Origin of the sequence: Leptolyngbya sp. Cla-17, from assembly GCF_016807185.1 — a bacterium.
Classification (GTDB): Bacteria; Cyanobacteriota; Cyanobacteriia; order Leptolyngbyales; family Leptolyngbyaceae; genus ULC077BIN1.
This window is the reverse complement of record NZ_JAEVYN010000008.1, coordinates 118,212-135,758: the sequence shown is the minus strand read 5'-3', so window position 1 is coordinate 135,758 and position 17,547 is coordinate 118,212. Positions and strand designations below refer to the sequence as shown.

At 47.0% G+C, this 17,547-nt stretch carries 24 protein-coding genes; 18 read left to right on the top strand and 6 right to left on the bottom strand.

Annotation, left to right across the window (positions count from 1 at the left end; translation table 11 throughout):
* The first annotated feature begins 342 nt into the window (after positions 1-342).
* The 3 genes from JOY44_RS32005 to JOY44_RS30480 all read left to right on the top strand — a co-directional run bounded on the left by JOY44_RS32005 (position 343) and on the right by JOY44_RS30480 (position 2,787).
* Positions 343-486 carry a hypothetical protein gene (locus JOY44_RS32005; protein WP_242541966.1) on the top strand — a complete coding sequence of 48 codons (144 nt, stop codon included), beginning with the start codon at positions 343-345 and terminating at the stop codon, positions 484-486.
* A 238-nt stretch (positions 487-724) separates the two neighbouring features.
* Positions 725-1,831, top strand: a complete 1,107-nt coding sequence (locus JOY44_RS30485) for a glycosyltransferase family 4 protein (RefSeq protein WP_203032239.1) — start codon at positions 725-727, stop codon at positions 1,829-1,831.
* 332 nt (positions 1,832-2,163) lie between these two features.
* Positions 2,164-2,787, top strand: a complete 624-nt coding sequence (locus JOY44_RS30480; protein WP_171577100.1) for a GNAT family N-acetyltransferase — start codon at positions 2,164-2,166, stop codon at positions 2,785-2,787.
* On the opposite strand, the gene JOY44_RS30475 is transcribed toward JOY44_RS30480, so the two are convergent.
* On the bottom strand, positions 2,764-2,961 hold the full coding sequence (locus JOY44_RS30475) for a hypothetical protein (protein ID WP_171577099.1): 198 nt from the start codon (positions 2,959-2,961) through the stop codon (positions 2,764-2,766). The genes JOY44_RS30480 and JOY44_RS30475 overlap by 24 nt on opposite strands.
* Here JOY44_RS30475 and JOY44_RS30470 point away from each other — a divergent pair.
* The 8 genes from JOY44_RS30470 to JOY44_RS30435 all read left to right on the top strand — a co-directional run bounded on the left by JOY44_RS30470 (position 2,960) and on the right by JOY44_RS30435 (position 7,783).
* A complete protein-coding gene (locus tag JOY44_RS30470; RefSeq protein ID WP_171571905.1) occupies positions 2,960-3,445 on the top strand; it encodes a helix-turn-helix domain-containing protein in 486 nt (161 codons plus the stop codon). The two genes, JOY44_RS30475 and JOY44_RS30470, sit on opposite strands and share 2 nt — an antisense overlap.
* Before the next feature lie 27 nt (positions 3,446-3,472).
* Positions 3,473-3,859: a transposase gene (locus JOY44_RS30465; protein WP_171577098.1), complete on the top strand. Its 387-nt coding sequence runs from the start codon at positions 3,473-3,475 to the stop codon at positions 3,857-3,859.
* Between the two features lie 61 nt (positions 3,860-3,920).
* The gene (locus JOY44_RS30460; RefSeq protein ID WP_171577097.1) at positions 3,921-4,133 is read left to right on the top strand and encodes a hypothetical protein; all 213 of its coding nucleotides are present in this window, start codon (positions 3,921-3,923) and stop codon (positions 4,131-4,133) included.
* A 389-nt stretch (positions 4,134-4,522) separates the two neighbouring features.
* Complete coding sequence (locus JOY44_RS30455) at positions 4,523-5,146, top strand: recombinase family protein (RefSeq protein ID WP_171577096.1); 624 nt, start codon at positions 4,523-4,525, stop codon at positions 5,144-5,146.
* A 270-nt stretch (positions 5,147-5,416) separates the two neighbouring features.
* Positions 5,417-6,181 carry a ParA family protein gene (locus JOY44_RS30450; protein ID WP_171577095.1) on the top strand — a complete coding sequence of 255 codons (765 nt, stop codon included), beginning with the start codon at positions 5,417-5,419 and terminating at the stop codon, positions 6,179-6,181.
* A complete protein-coding gene (locus JOY44_RS30445; protein ID WP_171577094.1) occupies positions 6,178-7,125 on the top strand; it encodes a ParB/RepB/Spo0J family partition protein in 948 nt (315 codons plus the stop codon). Before JOY44_RS30450 ends, JOY44_RS30445 begins: the two co-directional genes overlap by 4 nt.
* 41 nt (positions 7,126-7,166) lie before the next feature.
* The gene (locus JOY44_RS30440; protein ID WP_242541965.1) at positions 7,167-7,532 is read left to right on the top strand and encodes a GIY-YIG nuclease family protein; all 366 of its coding nucleotides are present in this window, start codon (positions 7,167-7,169) and stop codon (positions 7,530-7,532) included.
* A 5-nt stretch (positions 7,533-7,537) separates the two neighbouring features.
* The gene (locus JOY44_RS30435) at positions 7,538-7,783 is read left to right on the top strand and encodes a hypothetical protein (protein WP_242541964.1); all 246 of its coding nucleotides are present in this window, start codon (positions 7,538-7,540) and stop codon (positions 7,781-7,783) included.
* Here the strand turns inward: JOY44_RS30435 and JOY44_RS30430 are convergent.
* On the bottom strand, positions 7,766-7,936 hold the full coding sequence (locus JOY44_RS30430) for a type I restriction enzyme endonuclease domain-containing protein (protein ID WP_171577124.1): 171 nt from the start codon (positions 7,934-7,936) through the stop codon (positions 7,766-7,768). The genes JOY44_RS30435 and JOY44_RS30430 overlap by 18 nt on opposite strands.
* A gap of 408 nt (positions 7,937-8,344) precedes the next feature.
* Between JOY44_RS30430 and JOY44_RS30425 the strand changes: the two genes are divergently transcribed.
* On the top strand, positions 8,345-9,418 hold the full coding sequence (locus JOY44_RS30425) for an IS630 family transposase (protein WP_171574415.1): 1,074 nt from the start codon (positions 8,345-8,347) through the stop codon (positions 9,416-9,418).
* A gap of 60 nt (positions 9,419-9,478) precedes the next feature.
* Here JOY44_RS30425 and JOY44_RS30420 read toward each other — a convergent pair whose 3' ends face one another.
* Together JOY44_RS30420 and JOY44_RS30415 are read right to left on the bottom strand one after the other, a co-directional pair.
* A complete protein-coding gene (locus JOY44_RS30420) occupies positions 9,479-9,820 on the bottom strand; it encodes a hypothetical protein (RefSeq protein ID WP_242541963.1) in 342 nt (113 codons plus the stop codon).
* 24 nt (positions 9,821-9,844) lie between these two features.
* Entirely contained in the window at positions 9,845-11,755 is a 1,911-nt protein-coding gene (locus JOY44_RS30415) for a heavy metal translocating P-type ATPase (RefSeq protein ID WP_171577122.1), read from the bottom strand.
* Positions 11,756-11,850: 95 nt separating this feature from the next.
* Between JOY44_RS30415 and JOY44_RS30410 the strand changes: the two genes are divergently transcribed.
* Together JOY44_RS30410 and JOY44_RS30405 are read left to right on the top strand one after the other, a co-directional pair.
* On the top strand, positions 11,851-12,525 hold the full coding sequence (locus JOY44_RS30410; protein ID WP_171577092.1) for a hypothetical protein: 675 nt from the start codon (positions 11,851-11,853) through the stop codon (positions 12,523-12,525).
* Positions 12,526-12,553: 28 nt separating this feature from the next.
* On the top strand, positions 12,554-13,660 hold the full coding sequence (locus tag JOY44_RS30405; RefSeq protein WP_171577091.1) for a precorrin-8X methylmutase: 1,107 nt from the start codon (positions 12,554-12,556) through the stop codon (positions 13,658-13,660).
* 1 nt (position 13,661) lies between these two features.
* Here the strand turns inward: JOY44_RS30405 and JOY44_RS30400 are convergent, their stop codons facing one another.
* Entirely contained in the window at positions 13,662-14,711 is a 1,050-nt protein-coding gene (locus JOY44_RS30400; RefSeq protein ID WP_171577090.1) for a metal ABC transporter solute-binding protein, Zn/Mn family, read from the bottom strand.
* A 64-nt stretch (positions 14,712-14,775) separates the two neighbouring features.
* Here JOY44_RS30400 and JOY44_RS30395 point away from each other — a divergent pair, with 64 nt between their 5' ends.
* Both JOY44_RS30395 and JOY44_RS30390 read left to right on the top strand, forming a co-directional pair.
* Positions 14,776-15,522, top strand: a complete 747-nt coding sequence (locus JOY44_RS30395; RefSeq protein ID WP_171577089.1) for a metal ABC transporter ATP-binding protein — start codon at positions 14,776-14,778, stop codon at positions 15,520-15,522.
* A gap of 21 nt (positions 15,523-15,543) precedes the next feature.
* On the top strand, positions 15,544-16,428 hold the full coding sequence (locus tag JOY44_RS30390; protein WP_171577088.1) for a metal ABC transporter permease: 885 nt from the start codon (positions 15,544-15,546) through the stop codon (positions 16,426-16,428).
* A gap of 66 nt (positions 16,429-16,494) precedes the next feature.
* On the opposite strand, the gene JOY44_RS30385 is transcribed toward JOY44_RS30390, so the two are convergent.
* Entirely contained in the window at positions 16,495-16,755 is a 261-nt protein-coding gene (locus tag JOY44_RS30385; protein ID WP_171577087.1) for a hypothetical protein, read from the bottom strand.
* Between the two features lie 189 nt (positions 16,756-16,944).
* On the opposite strand from JOY44_RS30385, the gene JOY44_RS30380 reads away from it, so the two are divergent.
* The gene (locus JOY44_RS30380) at positions 16,945-17,112 is read left to right on the top strand and encodes a metallothionein (RefSeq protein ID WP_171577086.1); all 168 of its coding nucleotides are present in this window, start codon (positions 16,945-16,947) and stop codon (positions 17,110-17,112) included.
* A 23-nt stretch (positions 17,113-17,135) separates the two neighbouring features.
* Positions 17,136-17,546, top strand: a complete 411-nt coding sequence (locus JOY44_RS30375) for an ArsR/SmtB family transcription factor (protein WP_171577085.1) — start codon at positions 17,136-17,138, stop codon at positions 17,544-17,546.
* Position 17,547 lies beyond the last annotated feature (1 nt).

The following is a 17,547-nucleotide window of genomic DNA, read 5'->3' as shown; positions in this document are numbered from 1 at the left end:
ATTCTACCTTTGGGTTAATTGACAATACCAGGGAGCCAAAGATTCTTGGTCGGTAGTTACCGACCAAGCTCCAACCCTATAAACGCTTTGGCAGTATGCCTGAGGTTTCGTGTAGAGGAATTGTTTTTGGACAGCAAGTCAGGGGCCTTCGAGTTAGAAGGTTCGCGTTTGCGCTCCCCTAGGTCCCTAGAACGGCTCTATTTGGTCTGCGCCATTGCCCTGCTTTATGCCACGACTCAGGGCATGGCCGTGCAATTAGCTAGGTTGTGTCAACAGGTAGCCCCCCGTTGGAGGCGATGAATTAGCTATCTCAAAATCGGGCTGCGTTGGCTGCAAGGAGTCATGCACAAAGGAAGAGAACTGCTCTCTCCGGTTGCCCTCTTGCTTCAAGATCCGCAACCTGTTTTTGCTTCCAAACGAGCAGAACACGACTTCTACGACCAAATTTGGTTTACTCGCGTCCGTTCGTTAACCTGTCAGCCATAATTCTATGAAGGCATAAAAAGATGTGTCAGGCAGTCAGGGGTGAGGGTTGGGTTGTCTTTACTCTCTCACGGCTTACATAGATTCTTTATACAGCTTGGAAAAACTGATTGAGGCTAGATACAGGTAAAAGAAATGATGGCGAATTAGATTGGGGAAAGAGCGATTTATAACCTACTTGAAATCTCTTTATTTAAACAAGATCTCAAATTTGAATGTACAGTTTTTTTGGAGAAATTAGATGACAATGAACTGGGAAAATAACTCAATCGTAATTTATTCCAATTTTCCCTTTCATGTAGAAAATTGGTCTCCTCTATCTGTAAATAAAGGTATTGGGGGCAGTGAAGAAGCGATAATTTACTTGAGTCAAGAATTAGTTAATTTGGGATATCAAGTTACTATTTTTAATAGATGCGGTGATATGGCAGGGGTGTATGGCGGCGTAGTTTATCAGTCTGTTGACAAATTTAATCCCCAAGACAACTTTAATGTGTTGATCTTTCATCGCGCTTGGCTACAGCCTATGCAAATGAAAGTTAAAGCCAAAAAAACTGCTGTTTGGATGCATGATAACCCTCAATTATTTCCTCCGATAGAAGAGGCTCAGCGTTTATATTTTCTATCAAGTTTTGATAAACTTTTTATGTTGTCTAAATTTCATAAATCACTTCTCCCAGATTGGATTCCTGAAAACAAGATATTTTTAACGACGAATGGTATTAATCTAGAAGACTTCAATTTAGCAGGAATTATTAGAAATCCTAGGAGACTAATTTCGATTAGTGATTATACAAGAGGTATTGAAAATTTACTTGCTCAATGGGATCAGGTTCTCAACGAAGTGCCAAATGTTGAATTACACATTTTTTATGGTTGGCAAGGAATTGATGCTTTAATTAATTCCCCCTATATCAATAAATTTCCTCAATTGCCAGATAAAAAGAAAAGACTCTTACAACTTTTTGATCAAAAAAATGTCTATGAACATGGCAGAATTGGGCATAAACAGCTAGTTGAAGAATTATTCAAATCTGGAATCTGGGTTTACCCTTGTCATACAGATGTCGAGATTTTCTGTATTAGTGCTTGGAAAGCACAAGCTGCTGGTTGTGTTCCAGTAGTAACAACATGTGCAGGTTTAGACGAAACTGTGAAATCAGGTGTCAGAATCCAAGGGCCTGCTGGCAATGAGCAAACAAATAATGCTTTTATTGAAGCAGTGATAGACTTACTGAAAAATCCCGAAAAACAAGAATATTTAAGACAAGATGCAATAGCTTTTAAAGATTCGTTTGGCTGGGATAAAGTTGCTCTACAATGGCATCAGGAATTTATATCTGCTTAAAGAGGATCTTAACAATCAAATCCTCTTTATCACCTGCTGTATAACATAGTCCCTGAGGTAGACAGGGGCAGTAGGCTGTTTTTTGAGTGGCAAAGATTGTTTCCGTCCGGTTAGCTTAACCGTTATCTTGCCCATCACAAAAATGGTGAAATTGTTGTTGAAAGTGATTGCTTTACCCAAACAGCTAAGGCAATGGGTGCCGATAGTCCATTGAAATTGATTGGTTTTGTTGCAAGAATTTCAGGAGACGATCCTGCAGTATCTGCGAAGCATCGCTACGAGAAAAGATGTTGGGGGCGAAATCGTAGTGCGATAAGGTCTCAGTTTTGACCATGGCTCACCAAAGCGAAGAAATCTATTATCTGCCTATGTCATTGGCTCGCCATAATTCAAAGGAGGTCGCCTGTTTGATTTATGAGTCAGTGCCAGAACTGTTTGCCTTAATGTTTGGCTCATACGCGATCGCATGTCTCACCGATTTAGTCCGGCGATCGCACAATCGGTTTAGCCATCAATACATCCGAATTGCAGAAATCGACCGTCGCGCTGTGGGAATTGTCATTTTTGTTCCTGCTGCCTGCGTTACTGCTGCTGATGACTATGGCGAGATTCTCAACTTCAGTCAAAAGCTTTGGTTAAAATTGGTGCAACATCTCCTACTTCAGCATGTTTTGCAACAGGACTATCCTGTGGGAAGCTTTTACGTTAGCAATCTCGCTGTAAGCGCCAGGTACCGAAACCAGGGCATTGGTCGCCAATTACTTTCGCAGTGTATTGCCGAAGCAGAAATCGCATTAAGCCCTATTTTTATTAGTGTTGACGTGAGTAATGTGAGGGCGCAGAAACTCTATAAATCATTAGGCTTTCAAGTGGTGGCCATGAAGACGATACATTTGTTTGGCACTACGTTTGGTTCAATCATCTTGTCTTTATCAATACCGGATCACTCGCCCTAACACAAACATGACCACTGATGCCAGCCATGCACCGACAACAAGGCTGAGAATGCCTGCATCAAAGCTGCCAGTCGCTGCCACAATTGACCCCGGAATCAAAGAGTCATACCAAATTAAATTGGAGTAGTTACAGATCAGATAAACTGAGGAATGTAGAGGTGAGAGTCTAATCATGGCTGGTGTCAGCGCAATCGTAATTAAAGAAAGTCTCGAGGAGTTAGGCACCCGCTTGCGAACGGTTGAACAGCCGATAGTTAAAGAACGATTGCAAGTGTTGTACTGGCTCAAACGAGCGCAAGCACCGAGCATCAGCCAGATCGCGGTTGCAATTGGCAGGCATCGAGGCACGGTGCAAAAGTGGTTAGCGCTGTATCGAGCACAAGGATTAGAGGCATTGCTGGTGGTCAAGCCAACGCCAGGAGGAGGCAACCGGATGATTCCAATGTGGGCAGAAGTTGCCTTAGCAAAGCGATTGCAGGAACCGGACAATGGGTTTGACAGCTATGGGGAGGTGCAGCAGTGGCTCTTGGAGAGTTTAGGAATAGAAGCCCAGTATCATGCGGTCTACCAGATGACCCGTTATCGGCTCAAAGCCAAGCTAAAAGTGGCTCGTCCCCAACAACCTCAAGCAGAACCGAGCACAACGAGAGGCATTTAAGCAAACCTTGCAGACGACCTCGATTTGTTGAGCCAATACGCTCGGCAAGTGCGCCAGGATAAACGACCTATTCGCTATTTTGCTGGGGATGAGAGCCGCTTTGGGCTGCATACCATTATCGGGCGTTTGATTACAGCCTTTGGAGTGAAACCCATTGGCTCATGGCAACGGGTGTTCAAAGCATTCTGGCTCTATGGCGCTGTGGAACCTGCCACCGGAGAATCCTTTTTCTGGCAGTTCTCCCATGTCGATACCGAGTGCTACCAATGCTTCTTGGATGAGTTCTCCAAGGCTTACCCCGATAGTCTCAATATCCTGCAAGTGGATAACGGACGGTTCCACAAAGGCAAAGCGTTGATTGTGCCACAGAACATTATCCTGGTGTTCCAACCGCCTTACTGTCCGGAGTTATAGCGGTTTTCTGTCGGATGAGGTACGGGCAGAATAATAGAGAGCAAGGGTTTGAGCCTTTAGTTTGTACCTCACAGGAGCCGGAAACGCTATAAATCCAATTGAGAGGCTATGGGAATATCTCAAGGCGGATCTCAAGTGGGTTTCGTTCAAAACGCTTGACCAACTGCAATCCAGAGTAGATCAACTCTTATCCCAGTTAACCCCTCAAGTGATTGCTTCTCTCACGGGCTACCCCTTTATCCTCAATGCACTATCTGTCATTGAAACCATTTAAATTGGTATGACTTGCATCCTCTGAACGCAGTCGTTATCTGTCAAACAAACGACCCCAAAAGAAACACTCATAAGAGCGATCTCCTACGAACGGCAAAATCAGACTTTGGGTGTTTCAAAACCCGTCTCAAAATCAATGCCTCAAAACTTGCGGTTGCACATGAGTTCTGTAACACCTGAAAATCAAAGCCAAGCTCCGGGTACGCTCAAAAGCTGAGTGTAGCGATCACCATCTCATCCAGATTGGTAACGGCGGTGCAGTGGAGATCGATTACAGGGTGTCAAAAAAGGGGTATAAATTTAAGCCGTCTGAAACTGGCTTAAATCGACAGTTACTGCTCGCCTAGAAGGGGTATCAAAAAACGACCCTTTTTTGATACTATTGGTGGCATGACCAAGAATAATCGTCCCACGCTTGTTGCGCTCTATCTTCGTGTCTCGACCACCGATAAAGGACAGGACACTGATAATCAGCTTCTGCAACTACAAGAGTTTTGCGATCGTCAAGGATGGCAAATTCACGACATTTACAAAGATCAGGAGTCTGGACGAAAGGGCAAACGGGAGCGAGGCAATTTTTCTCGTTTGTTTGAGGATGCGGCCCGGCGAAAATTTGATGTCGTGCTGTTTTGGTCGCTAGATCGCTTCACCCGTGAAGGTATCCGCAAGACGATTGTTTACCTTCAGCAGCTTGACAGTTTTGGTGTTCGATTCAAGAGCTATACCGAACCGCTGCTCGATACCGACAACGAACTCGTGTCCCATATTGTGATTGGTGTGCTCTCCTACTTTGCACAACAGGAAGCGGTGCGAATTTCGGAGCGGACAAAAGCCGGATTGCAGCGGGTGCAATCTCAAGGGAAGGTTTTAGGAAGACCAGATGGTTTTGAGGAATGGAAAGATAAATTAGCCACGATGCAAACAACGGGCTATTCGCAAGGACAAATGCAGCGGGAAACTGGATTGGCTTACAATACAGTCAAAAGTTACTTGAAGCGAATTCAGAAATTATAGAAACTTTTTAGGGCTGGAAAAACAAATAGGCGTTGAGCCAACACACGGGCAAAAAGATGCAAGATGAGCTGAAAAGCCTGAATTAGATTGAATTTTAGAGAACCTATCAGGGCGAGACTCAAAAGCAGGACTAAGCGGTTTCTGACAAATTTTATATTAAGGAGTTAAAGGTGATGGGTTCTTGGAAGTCCCCATGCACCTAAATAATGAAGGTAACCAAACACCCACGAGTGCGGTATGCTTCATGCGAGGCAGTTAGCATTGGAGTAAATGGCAAAAGTTATTGCACTATTTAATCAAGCTGGGGGAGTTGGAAAAACATCTCTGGTCTTAAACTTAGGTTATTCTTTGTCTGCTTTCAAAAAGGATGGTCATGTTCTTCTCATAGACATGGACCCACAAGCATCTCTTACTACTTTTATGGGGTTGGAGTCGGAAGATCTGGAGCAATCCGTCTACGATGCCGTTGTCGGCGATTCTCCAGCCCCTGTTATTGAAAATATTCACAGAATGAGTCTGATTCCAGCAAATTTGAATCTGAGTGCGGCAGAACTTGAGCTGCCAGGAATGCTAAATCGAGAGATGCGACTCAAGCAGGCTTTGGAACCACTAATGGATCAATATGATTTTGTTTTAATTGATTGCCCACCAAGTTTAGGACTGCTGAGTCTTGTTAGCTTAGTGGCAGCAACCTATGTACTTGTCCCCATTCAAACTCAATTTAAAGCATTTGTGGGAACCGAGAAGCTGCTAGGAACAATCTCACGGATTCGCTCATCTGGGCATAACCCAAATTTAGAAATCGCTGGCTTTATTCCAACCATGTTTGATAAACGGAATGCCCAAGATGAGCGTACACTTGGAGCAATTCAAGAACAATTATCTGGTCTCGCTAAAATTTACCCTCCGATTCCGCGCTCGACAGCATTTGCTGATGCCTCAGAGAAGCTGATGCCTTTGGAGGTCTACAGTCCCCGACATCCTATTGTCCCAATACTCAGAACAATCTCAAAAGGGTTGAGAGCACTGAAATGACAACTAAGCGAAGCGAACCCTATGGCAGGCAAATTAAGGGGATAGACTTGCTGTTTGGAAAGCATGATCAATCGACTGAAACAGGTTCATCTGTGTCGCCTGTCACTGTTCCCATAGACAAGATTTCTCTTCCAAACAAGCAACCCAGACGGTATTTCGATCCTCAAAAAATGGAGCAGCTCACTCTATCGGTTATAGAACACGGAATTTTAGAACCCTTATTAGTTCGCTCGTTGCCGAATGGACTATATGAGTTAGTTGCTGGAGAGCGCCGATTTAGAGCATCTCAGAGCGCACAACTTGCAGAAGTTCCTGTTGTGATTCGTGAGTTGGCGGACAAAGAAGCCCTGCAAATCGCACTGATCGAAAATCTTCAGCGGGAAGACCTGAATCCTGTAGAGGAGGCGGAAGGAATTCTGCAACTTCTGGAAGTAGAGCTAGGAAAGCCTAGGGAGGAGGTTGTCTCTTTGCTGCATCGAATGCGAAATGAAGCACAAGGAAGACCTGCTCCTGCTCCTGAACATAACGTTATGTTCAGCGAAATTATCAAAAAAGTTTTTACTCAAGTTGGAGTCAACTGGACATCCTTTGTCACTAATCGACTTTCACTATTAAACTTACCTCTCGAGATTTTGGAGGCTTTGCGTCGAGGACAAATAGCTTACACCAAAGCCCAATCGATCGCTCGCGTAAAGGATGAAGGTCAACGTCAAGAGTTGTTGAAAGATGCGATTACTCAAGACCTCTCTTTAATTCAAATCAAAGAACGCATTGCTAGTCTCAAGGTTAAAACTGCGGTTGCCGAGGAGGTTCCCTTGAAAAGCCAGATTGACGATGTTTTTCGCATTGTCAAGAGGTCGAAGATTTGGGATGATCCCAAAAAGCAAAAGAAGTTGGAGCAACTCCTGGTAGATCTACGCTCATTAGTCTCCGAAGTGGTCTAGCTTCTAGCACACAATAAATTGAAAGAACTTGAGGGTTGATTTTGAAAGAACTTGAGGAGCAGGCTAGAGAACTGTTGCAAGCACTCACATCTGTGCCGTTTGAGTCGTGTGCATCGATTACCCGCGAGTTTCGCTCTCTCCCACTGATGCCCGGCTTGTATGCAGTAAGGCACCGAGAGCGTGGATTACTATATCTAGGTAAAGCAAAAAAGTTACGGGAGCGTTTTAGAGGAGGACACAAAGCGTGTAGTTGGTCTTGGCTAGATGATTATGATCATCGGGATGTAGCCATCTCATTCGTACCGCTTACGATGGCAGATGTTCTAAAATTAGGAGACGAGCTAGAAGGCATTCTCATCCATGCCACACAGCCACCGTACAACGCTCAGTACCCTAATAGAGATTAGAGGACATGATGATGCACACTCTCCCAGAGACTGACAAGAAGCATTTAAGCTACGATGCAGCATTGATGCTACTAGCCGTGCTGCCAGATCATATTCGGGAAGCTTACCTCAATCATGCAAAACAGATTGGCTACAGCATTGAACTGGTGCTAGAAATGGCGTTGGCAGACTTTCTAGATACCGATTCACTGACTTTTACAGATTGCAAACCTCAGATTGGTTTACCGCTGAAATCAAACCAAGCTGCGTAGGCTTGACGTGAACTTCTCTATTTTCAACCTAGCAAGGCCATCGATTATTATGATGCCCAGTTTTACAAAAGTTTCAGCTTGTTGGATGACGGTTTGAGTAGGTTCTTCTGCTTTATCAGGTGGATAGCTGTATTTCCGCAGTAGACGCTTAATAAGCGTTTGGCTCTAGCTCCGGTGTCAGAAACACGTCCATTCCTAAGTCTTCTTAATTCAGGCTTGTTGCTGCGTTGTTGTTGATATTTGAATGCAGTGACAAAGTTGCAACGGAGTCACTGCATTCAAAACTTGTCACAACCGTCTGCTTTTTAATACACAAATTCATTGACGACTTGTTTTACAGAGTTTGAGAGCTGAAACGCCCAATTGCTTCTTTAACCCCACTTGTAAAACAAACGGTCCTTTGATTGACACTGACCGACCAAGCTCACACACCGTTGGAGAGGAACAAGCGACAGCCGAAGCTGTAGCAAGGAGCAATGCCATTCGGAAACTGTTGGCAACGTCTAATACGGAATTGAGTAGGGGAGTATCATTTAGCAAGATGAAAAAGGTACTCTGTCCATGCCTCGACCCCGCACTCAAATTAGCCCTCATCTAGACTACGCAGATCTAACTCAGCGGTATGTTCAGTGCCAAGATGCTGGCGAGAAAAACCGTTGGTTGGTGATTCGATTGCTCAGTCATCCAAAGACTCCGATGAGCATCGAACAAACCGCTGAGATTTGTGGACTCAGTTGTAGTGGAGTGCGGAAAATTGCCCGTCGCTACAACGCCGAGGGTGCGGTCGGACTAGTCAATCGGCAACGCTTGAACCCTGGGGGCAATCGGTTGGCTTTAAGTGATGAACAGCAACGGCTATTGCGGCAACGCTTACAGAGTGCCCCGGATGATGGCGGACTCTGGAGTGGACCGAAAGTTGGGGAGTATATCGAAACCTACTTTGGCATTTGCTTACACCCCTCAACAGCCTGGAAGTATCTACGACGTTTGGGGTTGAGCTTGCAGGTGCCGCGTCCGGTGCATCATCAAAGCGCAACCCTTGAGCAGCAAGCAGAGTTCAAAGCAGGATTAGCAGGTCATGTGGCGTGGTTGCGCTCGTTGTTTCCCAATCGGGAGATTGTAATTTGGGCGGAAGACGAAGCTCGATTAGGCTTGCAACCCATTGTCAGGCGGGTTTGGGCACCCATAGGAGAACGCCCATCAGCGCATCATTCTCGCCGCTATCAATGGGTCTACACCTATGGTTTTGTCCATCCTGCCACTGGAGCGAGCTACTTCCTTTTATTGCCCCGTGCCAATGTCTCCATGATGCAGATGGCGTTAGAGCTATTTGCGGCTCAGGTCAATCCCCATCGTCAGCAGTTGATCATTCTATTGGTTGATCAGGCCGCGTGGCATATGAGCCAAAAACTTCAGGTGCCCCCCGGCATTTTCTTCTACCCGCTATTGCCCTATACCCCCCAACTGCAACCCACTGAATGTGTCTGGTCTTTGCTGCGCGAAGCAATCGCTAATCAAGTGTTTGACAATCTTGATGCTTTAGAGGATGTCTTAGTCAAGCGGTGCCAATGGTTGATGCAGCATCCTGTGATAGTTCAAGGCAAAGTGGGCTTTGATTGGATTCAAGCAATTTAATCTGGTCAAAAAGTACTGCCTTCCGCAATTCCGTATAATTCAGGGAGTTCGTCTGGAATACTAGGCGCGAATAAGAAGAGTTTGAAAAAACAATATAGGCGAGTCAAAGCCGCTCGATGCAATGATTGCTTCAATTTTTTGCGGTGGCAACAAGGCGACATCTTTGCCATAAGAGACAATGTGTGCATCCGTGGGAAGCTCAGAAAATATCATGTGCATTAGCAAATGAATTGCATCGCGCAGGGGAGCCAATTTAGCGAACCGCTTGTCGTAGGCAGAAGCGCGCTCTTGGTCGAACACGACAGCAGATTCTTGTTTTTTCATAGAGAAAGCGAAAAGGTCGCGCTGTGATTTTACATCATTAAGAGTTGAGCTAATACCAAAGCTAGGCGCAGCCTCCAAGCATAAATTTCAGCCGTTCCCCGGCTAATTTTTGAGCAATCGTAACCCACTTAGAATGACCAGTACTGTCGATCCTTCATGTCCAATAACACCGAGGGGTAGAGTGATATTACCTGCAAAGTTGACCGCTACGAGCAGCACAATAAAACCGATCGCAAATACAATATTTTGTTTGACGACTCGGTGAGATCGCCGTCCCAATTTGACGGCTACTGCAATTTTCTCTAACCGATCTGTCACTAACACGATGTCAGCGGTTTCGAGAGCCACATCGCTGCCAGCAACGCCCATCGCAATACCAACAGAGGCTTGAGCTAAGGCGGGCGCATCATTAATCCCATCCCCAACCATTGCCACCGTCTTGTATTGGTTTTGCAGTTGACGAATGAGGTGCAGCTTATCTTCTGGTAACAGTTCAGCATAAACTTGATCGATGCCGATCGCCTGAGCAATGCTGTGAGCCGTGCGCTGGTTGTCGCCTGTCAGCATAATGATTTGCTCAATGCCCAGCTTTTTGAGTTGAGCGATCGCCCGTGCTGCTTCGGGTCGCACTTGATCGGCGATCGCAATTACGCCAATTACTTGCTGAGCCTGAGCTACCCAGACCACGGTTTTGCCGTCTTGCTCTAGCGAATTCACACACTGCACCAGTTCAATGGGTAAATCGGCAATGGATTGATTGATAAAGTTAGCAGTGCCCACAAACACTGATTGCTTGCGCCAAATCCCTGCAATGCCTCGACCAGGGTGAGCCTGCACTTCTGTGGCGCGTGACCAGTCTAACTCTTGGGCAGCTTGAACGATTGCCGCCCCAATCGGATGCTCTGAACCAGATTCTAAAGCGCCGGCAACTTGCAAAACTTCTGCTTCGGAAAAGCCTGTTGCCGGAATCACCTGGCAAACTTGTAGCTGTCCGGTTGTAAGCGTTCCCGTTTTATCAAAGGCGATCGCCCGTACGTTGCCAATCTGCTCTAACTGGGCACCGTTCTTGAACAAAATTCCCTGTCTTGCACCATTGGCGATGCCCGATAGCAGTGTCGGCATAATTGCTGCTACTAACGCACAGGGCGATGCGACGACGAGAAAAATTAATGCCCGATAAATCGTCGTTTCCCAACTCCAGTGCAGCAGGAAGGGCGGCAGCACCGCCAGCAACAGTCCAGCCACGAAAATGACACGAGCATACCCATGTTCAAAGCGTTCAATAAATTGTTGGGAAGGGGGTGTCTCTGTTTGTGCCTGCTCCACTAAGCGAATCACACGCCGCAGCAGACTACTCTCTGGCGGTTGATGGACTTTGAGTTTTAAGGCTCCATTGCCATTGAGTGTCCCGGCGAAGACCTCATCCCCAACTGTCTTTTCAACCGGAATCGATTCACCTGTAATCGCTGCTTGATTCAACGTACTAAATCCTTCTAGAATCAGCGCGTCGGTTGGAATGAGTTCTCCTGGCTTGACCACAATTTGATCGCTCAACTCTAATTGATCAATGGAAACGGATACTTCTCTGCCTGATCGCAACACTTGTGCCGTGTCAGAAGTCAGGCTCATCAAGCTGCGAATGCTGCGAGCGGTGCGCTGCATTGCGTAGTCTTCCAATGCGCCACTGATTGCAAAGATCAAAATCAACGCTGCCCCATCAACGATCAGGTAGTATTCCTGTCGCCACAAGCCCAGTCCGGCGGCTCCCAAGGCTGCCACAATCATCAGCAAATCTACGTCGAGTTCTTTTTCTTTGATGAGCGTTGTCAATCCTTCACGGGCGCTCTCATATCCGCCAACGACATAAGCCATAGGCAAAATCAGCAGTGCCAGTCCATCCCATCCGAGGTGTAGCGCCATCCAACCCAACAAGAGAAAGCAGCCACAGAGAATCGCCGCAAACACTTCTGAGTGGGTGTTTACCAGTTGGGGGAGCCGTGATTGGTGAAACATGAGCCGTGCATGAGAGAACTTTTCCACTCTAAACCTTGACATTGGTGTTAATGTCAAGGTTAGATCAGTGTAGACTGCGCTATAGCCAAATTCAAATGGAACTCTCCGATTTAGAACAAGCCTATCTTGAGAGTTTGAAGAGCCAATATCTTTCTCTTAAATCAATTTTGGAAGTTCAGCATTCATTTGAGATAAACCTGACCTCAAATGAGATAACTTTATGCTTGCTTGAGAGGCTAAATACATACTATGAAATGCAGTATGCAATCAAGAATTTATTGAGAAAGCGATACATAACAGCAGGCGCAGATTATTTTGTTGAGTCAGTTGCTTTTTTCTTAAAACTTGTTCTTGAACGCCCAGAAATTGGACTAGAAATTCATTCAGAGCGTCAAGTTAGAAGAAAGAGAGGTTCTATCCGACCAGATATATCGATTTGGAAGAACGACGAACTGATTGCCATCGTTGAATGTAAAACTCAATTGGGTTGGAATCGAGGTAACTGGGAAGAACATTTTGAAGCAAGAAAAACTCAACTTATAGCGGAATTTTCTAAAGCAAAAGCCTATCTCCTAGTGATGACCGATTTGAATTGGGGTGGCTTCAAAGATGAAAGACATCAAGCTTTACTAGGGAAAGAGTACTTTTGTCTTTTGAAAGGAGCATGGCCTGGAACTACAAGTTTTGATGAAATCAAAAAGAATATTTTCTGGGAAAGTTGTATTGAGAAATTAATAGTTTCAATTGTAGATGCAGCACAAAACAACTAATTCAATATTCTACTTTTAGAAACCATACATGGCTGACTCATGTTTAACCATCAAAGAACTGACAGATGCGGTTGGTAGCGATATTACCCCCCGGATGGTGCGGCATTATCACCAGTTGGGATTAATGCCTCAACCAGAGCGATCGCCCGGTAACTATCGCCTTTATACGGATCAGGACGTGCAACGACTGCAACGCATTGTGGCGCTGAAACAGCAGGGCTTTCAGTTGTCCCACATTCACAAACTTTTGGAAGCAGAGCCGGAAGTAGAACAAGCAACATTGATGGCGCAGTTGCAGCAGCAGTACCGCACGATCATTGGGCAAATCGCACAACTGCGGCAGACCGCATCCGCGCTAGAAGGGCTATTGGGACGCGATCGCCATTGTCAAACCACCCAAGCTGAGGTTCTGGCTCAACTCAAGCTGCTGGAAGTGGAAACACAAACTGGGTTGGGCGGCTTGGAAAAACTATGGTGCGGCTTGGATGCCCAAGTTCATGCCCATCCCGAAGCCTTTCAGGAGTCGCTGAAGCGATTGCTGCCTGACCTGTCAGATCGATCAGAAATTGAGGTGAATTTGCTCTCTAAGCTAGTGCTAGCGAGTGGCGATGTCAGTTTAGTGCCATTTGTGCGGTTGGGAAATCAAGCCCTCGCTGCTAGCCGCACCGCTTTCAAATCGGGTTGTCTGGTGGTGGTGGATGTACTCACGGTGAGCACGGCGATCGACCAAACCCGACTAGCTCACTTGGGTTGTCCGATGCAAACGCTGATTGACAATCCGCATATCACCAGTGCTGCCGAAGCCGAACAAGCATTCTGGCAGAATCATGCCTGGAAAAATCGCTTGCACCAACTTCCAGTCGGATGTGTGATCGTGATTGGCTATGCACCCTCAGTCCTACTGGCAGTCTGTGAGGCAATTCATCAACGCATTCTTCGGCCTGCTTTGGTGATTGGGCTGCCGATTGGCTTCAGTCATGCCCCGGCGGCGAAGCGTAAACTGATGCAGTCCGGCATTCCCTTTATTACTGTTGAAGGAACGTTAGGGGGTGGTTTACTCGCCGCCACCGTACTCAATGCCCTGGTAGAATCGTTAATTGAGAAGCCGGATTGCCACTGTTACCTGGGTAAGTAAATTACTTCGGCTGAAATGCGGCATATTGACCGCCTAACTCTTCAACGATCGCTCTTGTATTGGCAACCAGCATTTTGAGGTAGGTATCGCCCCCAGAGCCTGTTTCTCCCAACCCATCGGTAAACAGTTCCTGGTCTGAGAGCTTCACGTTTGCCTCTTTTGCCACGGTCTTAATCAACTTGGGATTGACTGACACTTCTGCAAAAATGGTCGGCACCTTGTCAGCTTTAATCGCCTCAGTCAATTCTTTTACCCGTGCGGCAGTGGGTTTTTCTTCAGTGCTAATCCCCTGCAATGCCCCTTCACCTGGAATTCCGTATGCCGCAGAGTAGTAGCCTAATGCATCGTGAGTGGTCACTAGCTTGCGAGAGGCGGATGGAATGGTTGCAATTTGAGCCTTAATCCAACCATCAACCTGAGTCAGTTCTGCGGTCAGGGCTTGAGCATTTTTGGCATACAGGTCAGCGTTTGCCGGAGCCGCTTTCGTCAGGTTGGCTTGAATCACTTTCACCATCTGAATCCCATTTTTGGCGTTGTGCCAGATATGCGGGTCGGGTTCTGCTGCTTCCGCCTGCTTTTCCCCTTCAGCAGGTTTCTTACCCTCAGCATGTTCCTCACCGTGTTCATGCTCATGTTCACCCATGAGAGGCTTAGGAACTGCCACTTCACCCACTGCAACTTTGGTGGCAGGATTAGAGGAGGCTTTGATGAGCTTGATCAAGCTGGGTTCAAAGTCGTAGCCGGAGTAGAGCACAAGTTGGGCATCTTCAATCGCCCTACGGTCTTCCGGAGTTGGCTCATAAGCGTGGGAGTCGGTTCCTGCTTTGACCAGGCACGTCAAATCGATCGTATTGGCGGCAACGGTCTTGGTTAAATCACATAGGACACTGCTGGTAGCAAGCACTTTCAAATTCGTACTGGTCGCGGCGGTATTCGTAGAAGTTGCGGGGTTAGTTTGGCTGGTTGGCGTGGATGAGGCACAGGCGCTAAGGATGCTGACCGTGAGGGCGAGTAGTGTGCTTCCTAGAGTTCGATGGCGCTGAATAAGCATGATGTTTTAATCTTTGAATCCCTTTGCAAGCCTATAATGATAATCGTTCTCATTGCAGGTTTTCATGTTAGAGGTTCAGCAGCTTGCTGTCAATTATCGAAGCGTGCGCGGACTTGATCCGGTGAGCTTCCAGGTGAGTCCAGGGCAACTGGTAGGCCTCATTGGACCCAACGGGGCAGGTAAAAGTACGCTGCTTAAAGCGTTGTTAGGCTTGGTGCCTACATCGGGCGGTGTGGTTCACTACTGCACCTGTCCACTCCACCAGCAGTTAGAGCGAGTGTCATACATCCCGCAGCGATCGCACATTGATTGGGATTACCCCATCACGGTCTGGAACGTTGTCATGATGGCGCGAACTCGTCAGCTAGGGTGGTTTCGCAGTCCTGGTCGAGCGGCAAAAGCAATGGCTAAAGCGGCACTGGCACAAGTCGAGATGCTCGATCTTCGTGATCGCCGCATTAATGAACTCTCCGGCGGACAGCAGCAACGGGTGTTCCTAGCCCGTGCGTTAGCTCAACAAGCGGATCTATTCTTGTTTGATGAACCCTTTACGGGTGTCGATCAGAAAACCCAAGCCATCATGCTGCAAGTGTTTGAGGAGTTGCGATCGCAGGGCAAAATTTTACTCCTGAGCACTCACGAATGGGGACAGTCGCTCAATCAACTCGATCGCTTGCTGTTACTCAATCAATGCCTGATTGCAGATGGTTCACCGCAACACGTGATGACTCCCGAAAACTTGTGTCAAGCCTACGGCACCCCTTTGGGCAAGCCATTGCATCAAGATATAGAGACATCATTCTTCTGTTAAATTCCTCACTCCCCATTCCCCATGCTCAACCTGCTGCTAGAACCGCTTGGCTACGAATTCATGCGAAACGCGATCGCGATCGGTGTGCTGGTTGGCATTCTTTGTCCAGTGGTCGGCAGTTACCTGATTGTGCAGCGCATGGCCTTGCTAGGAGATGTGGTCGCGCACTGCGTTCTACCAGGCTTATCCATCTCTTTCTTTCTGGGTATTGATATTCTGATCGGTGCGTTCGGTTCTGGCATTCTCGGTGCTTTGCTCATTACCTGGATTCGTGCTCAAACACGAGTTAAGGTCGATGCCGCAATGGCGCTGACCTTTTCGACTTTTTTCGCGCTAGGAATCACGCTGATTACCGTATTGAAAAACAAGCTTGATCTAGACAGCTTTCTGTTCGGCGATATTCTGGGAGTGACACCCCTCGACATTCAGCGAACGTTCGTAATTGCGGGTTTAATTCTGTTGGTCGTCAAACTGTTCTACAAGGAATTGTTGTTCTACACCTTTGACAAAACGGGTGCCCAGGCGATCGGTTTACCGATTAACACCATTTACTTTGGCTTCATGGTCGCTATCACGCTGACGATCATTGTCAGTATGCAAGCAGTAGGAGTCATTCTGGTGATTTCTCTACTGGTTGGCCCGGCGTTGACCGCTTATTTGTTAGTCAAAGAATTGCATCAGATGATGCTTGTGGGGGCTGTTCTGGGCGCGATCGCCAGTATCGCTGGTGTCTACCTCAGTTACTACCAGAACTTGCCTTCGGGTCCAGCGATCGTACTGGTGTCATCCAGTTTGTTTTTGTTGGCATTACTATTCAGCCCGTCTCAGGGAATTTTGACTTCCACCCAGCTAAAACCACCAGCCAGTCCAATTAACGGCTTCAAGTTCCTCAGACGCGATGACTAAGCACCACTGCTTTGGCTGCTGACCGCTTGCAGAAAAAGGGGAGATCGCCTAAGCAAACCAGTTTCCCTAGAATCCAGGTAAACGACCTTGTAGCAGTTGCTCCGCCTTGAAGCACTGTGTACAGCCGCAACCTGTTGGAATGAGGGGTTGATCAGACCTTAGATTTGAAGCAGTTAAATTTAGGTGATCAACAGCCGTTTGCGCCACATTCACTTGCGGTACCTGCAAAGGAGTGGCAGCCTCAAACGCATGGGCAGGAACTGCTTCCATCAACATTGACGTTAGAACAACGGGACAGGCAAGGAGAATAAGCTTTGCAAGATTCATACGCTAGCTACTGGTTGTTGGTTATAGTCAGCCACTCTAACCTGTCTAGACGGTTTCGTCACTCTAACGACGACTAAAGCCCTAACCGTATAGTGAACGACCGCTGAAAACTGTAAAGATTCTAAACCGTACATACCTGAATGCTTGTTCACATGTCAGGCTATTCATAGAACTGAAAGGAGTTAAGCTATGTCTACCGTGACCCAAATGAAATGTGCCTGTGAATCTTGTCTATGTATCGTTTCGCTCTCGGATGCTGTGACGAAAGACGGTAAGCCCTATTGCGGTGAAGCCTGCGCTAATGGTCATCCTGTGGGTCAGGGCTGTGATCACACAGGCTGTACCTGCGACGCTTAGATCCCGTCCAACGCGGTTTAGCAATGCCAAACAACCCATCTGAAAAAGCCCCGACTGAACCGTTTGAGGAGGGGGAAGATCTCTGTTGTGAGGTTTCCCACTCCCATCACTCTGACACTGCCAGCCTTGCTCAAACCGCAACACTAACGGTGGAGCAGGCACAACGCATGTCAGGGTTTCTTGGCTTTCTAGCTGATACGAATCGGTTGCGCTTGCTCTCCATGCTGGCGGAGCAGGAGATGTGCGTGGGTGATTTAGCGATCGCTTTGAGCATGAACGAGTCAGCCGTGTCGCATCAGTTGAGAACACTCCGCACCATTCGTTTGGTTAGCTTTCGCAAACAAGGACGGCATGTGTTCTATCGTCTGCACGATCGTCATGTGCTCGACTTTTACCAGGCACTCATTGAGCATTTGGATAAGACAACCGCGTAGC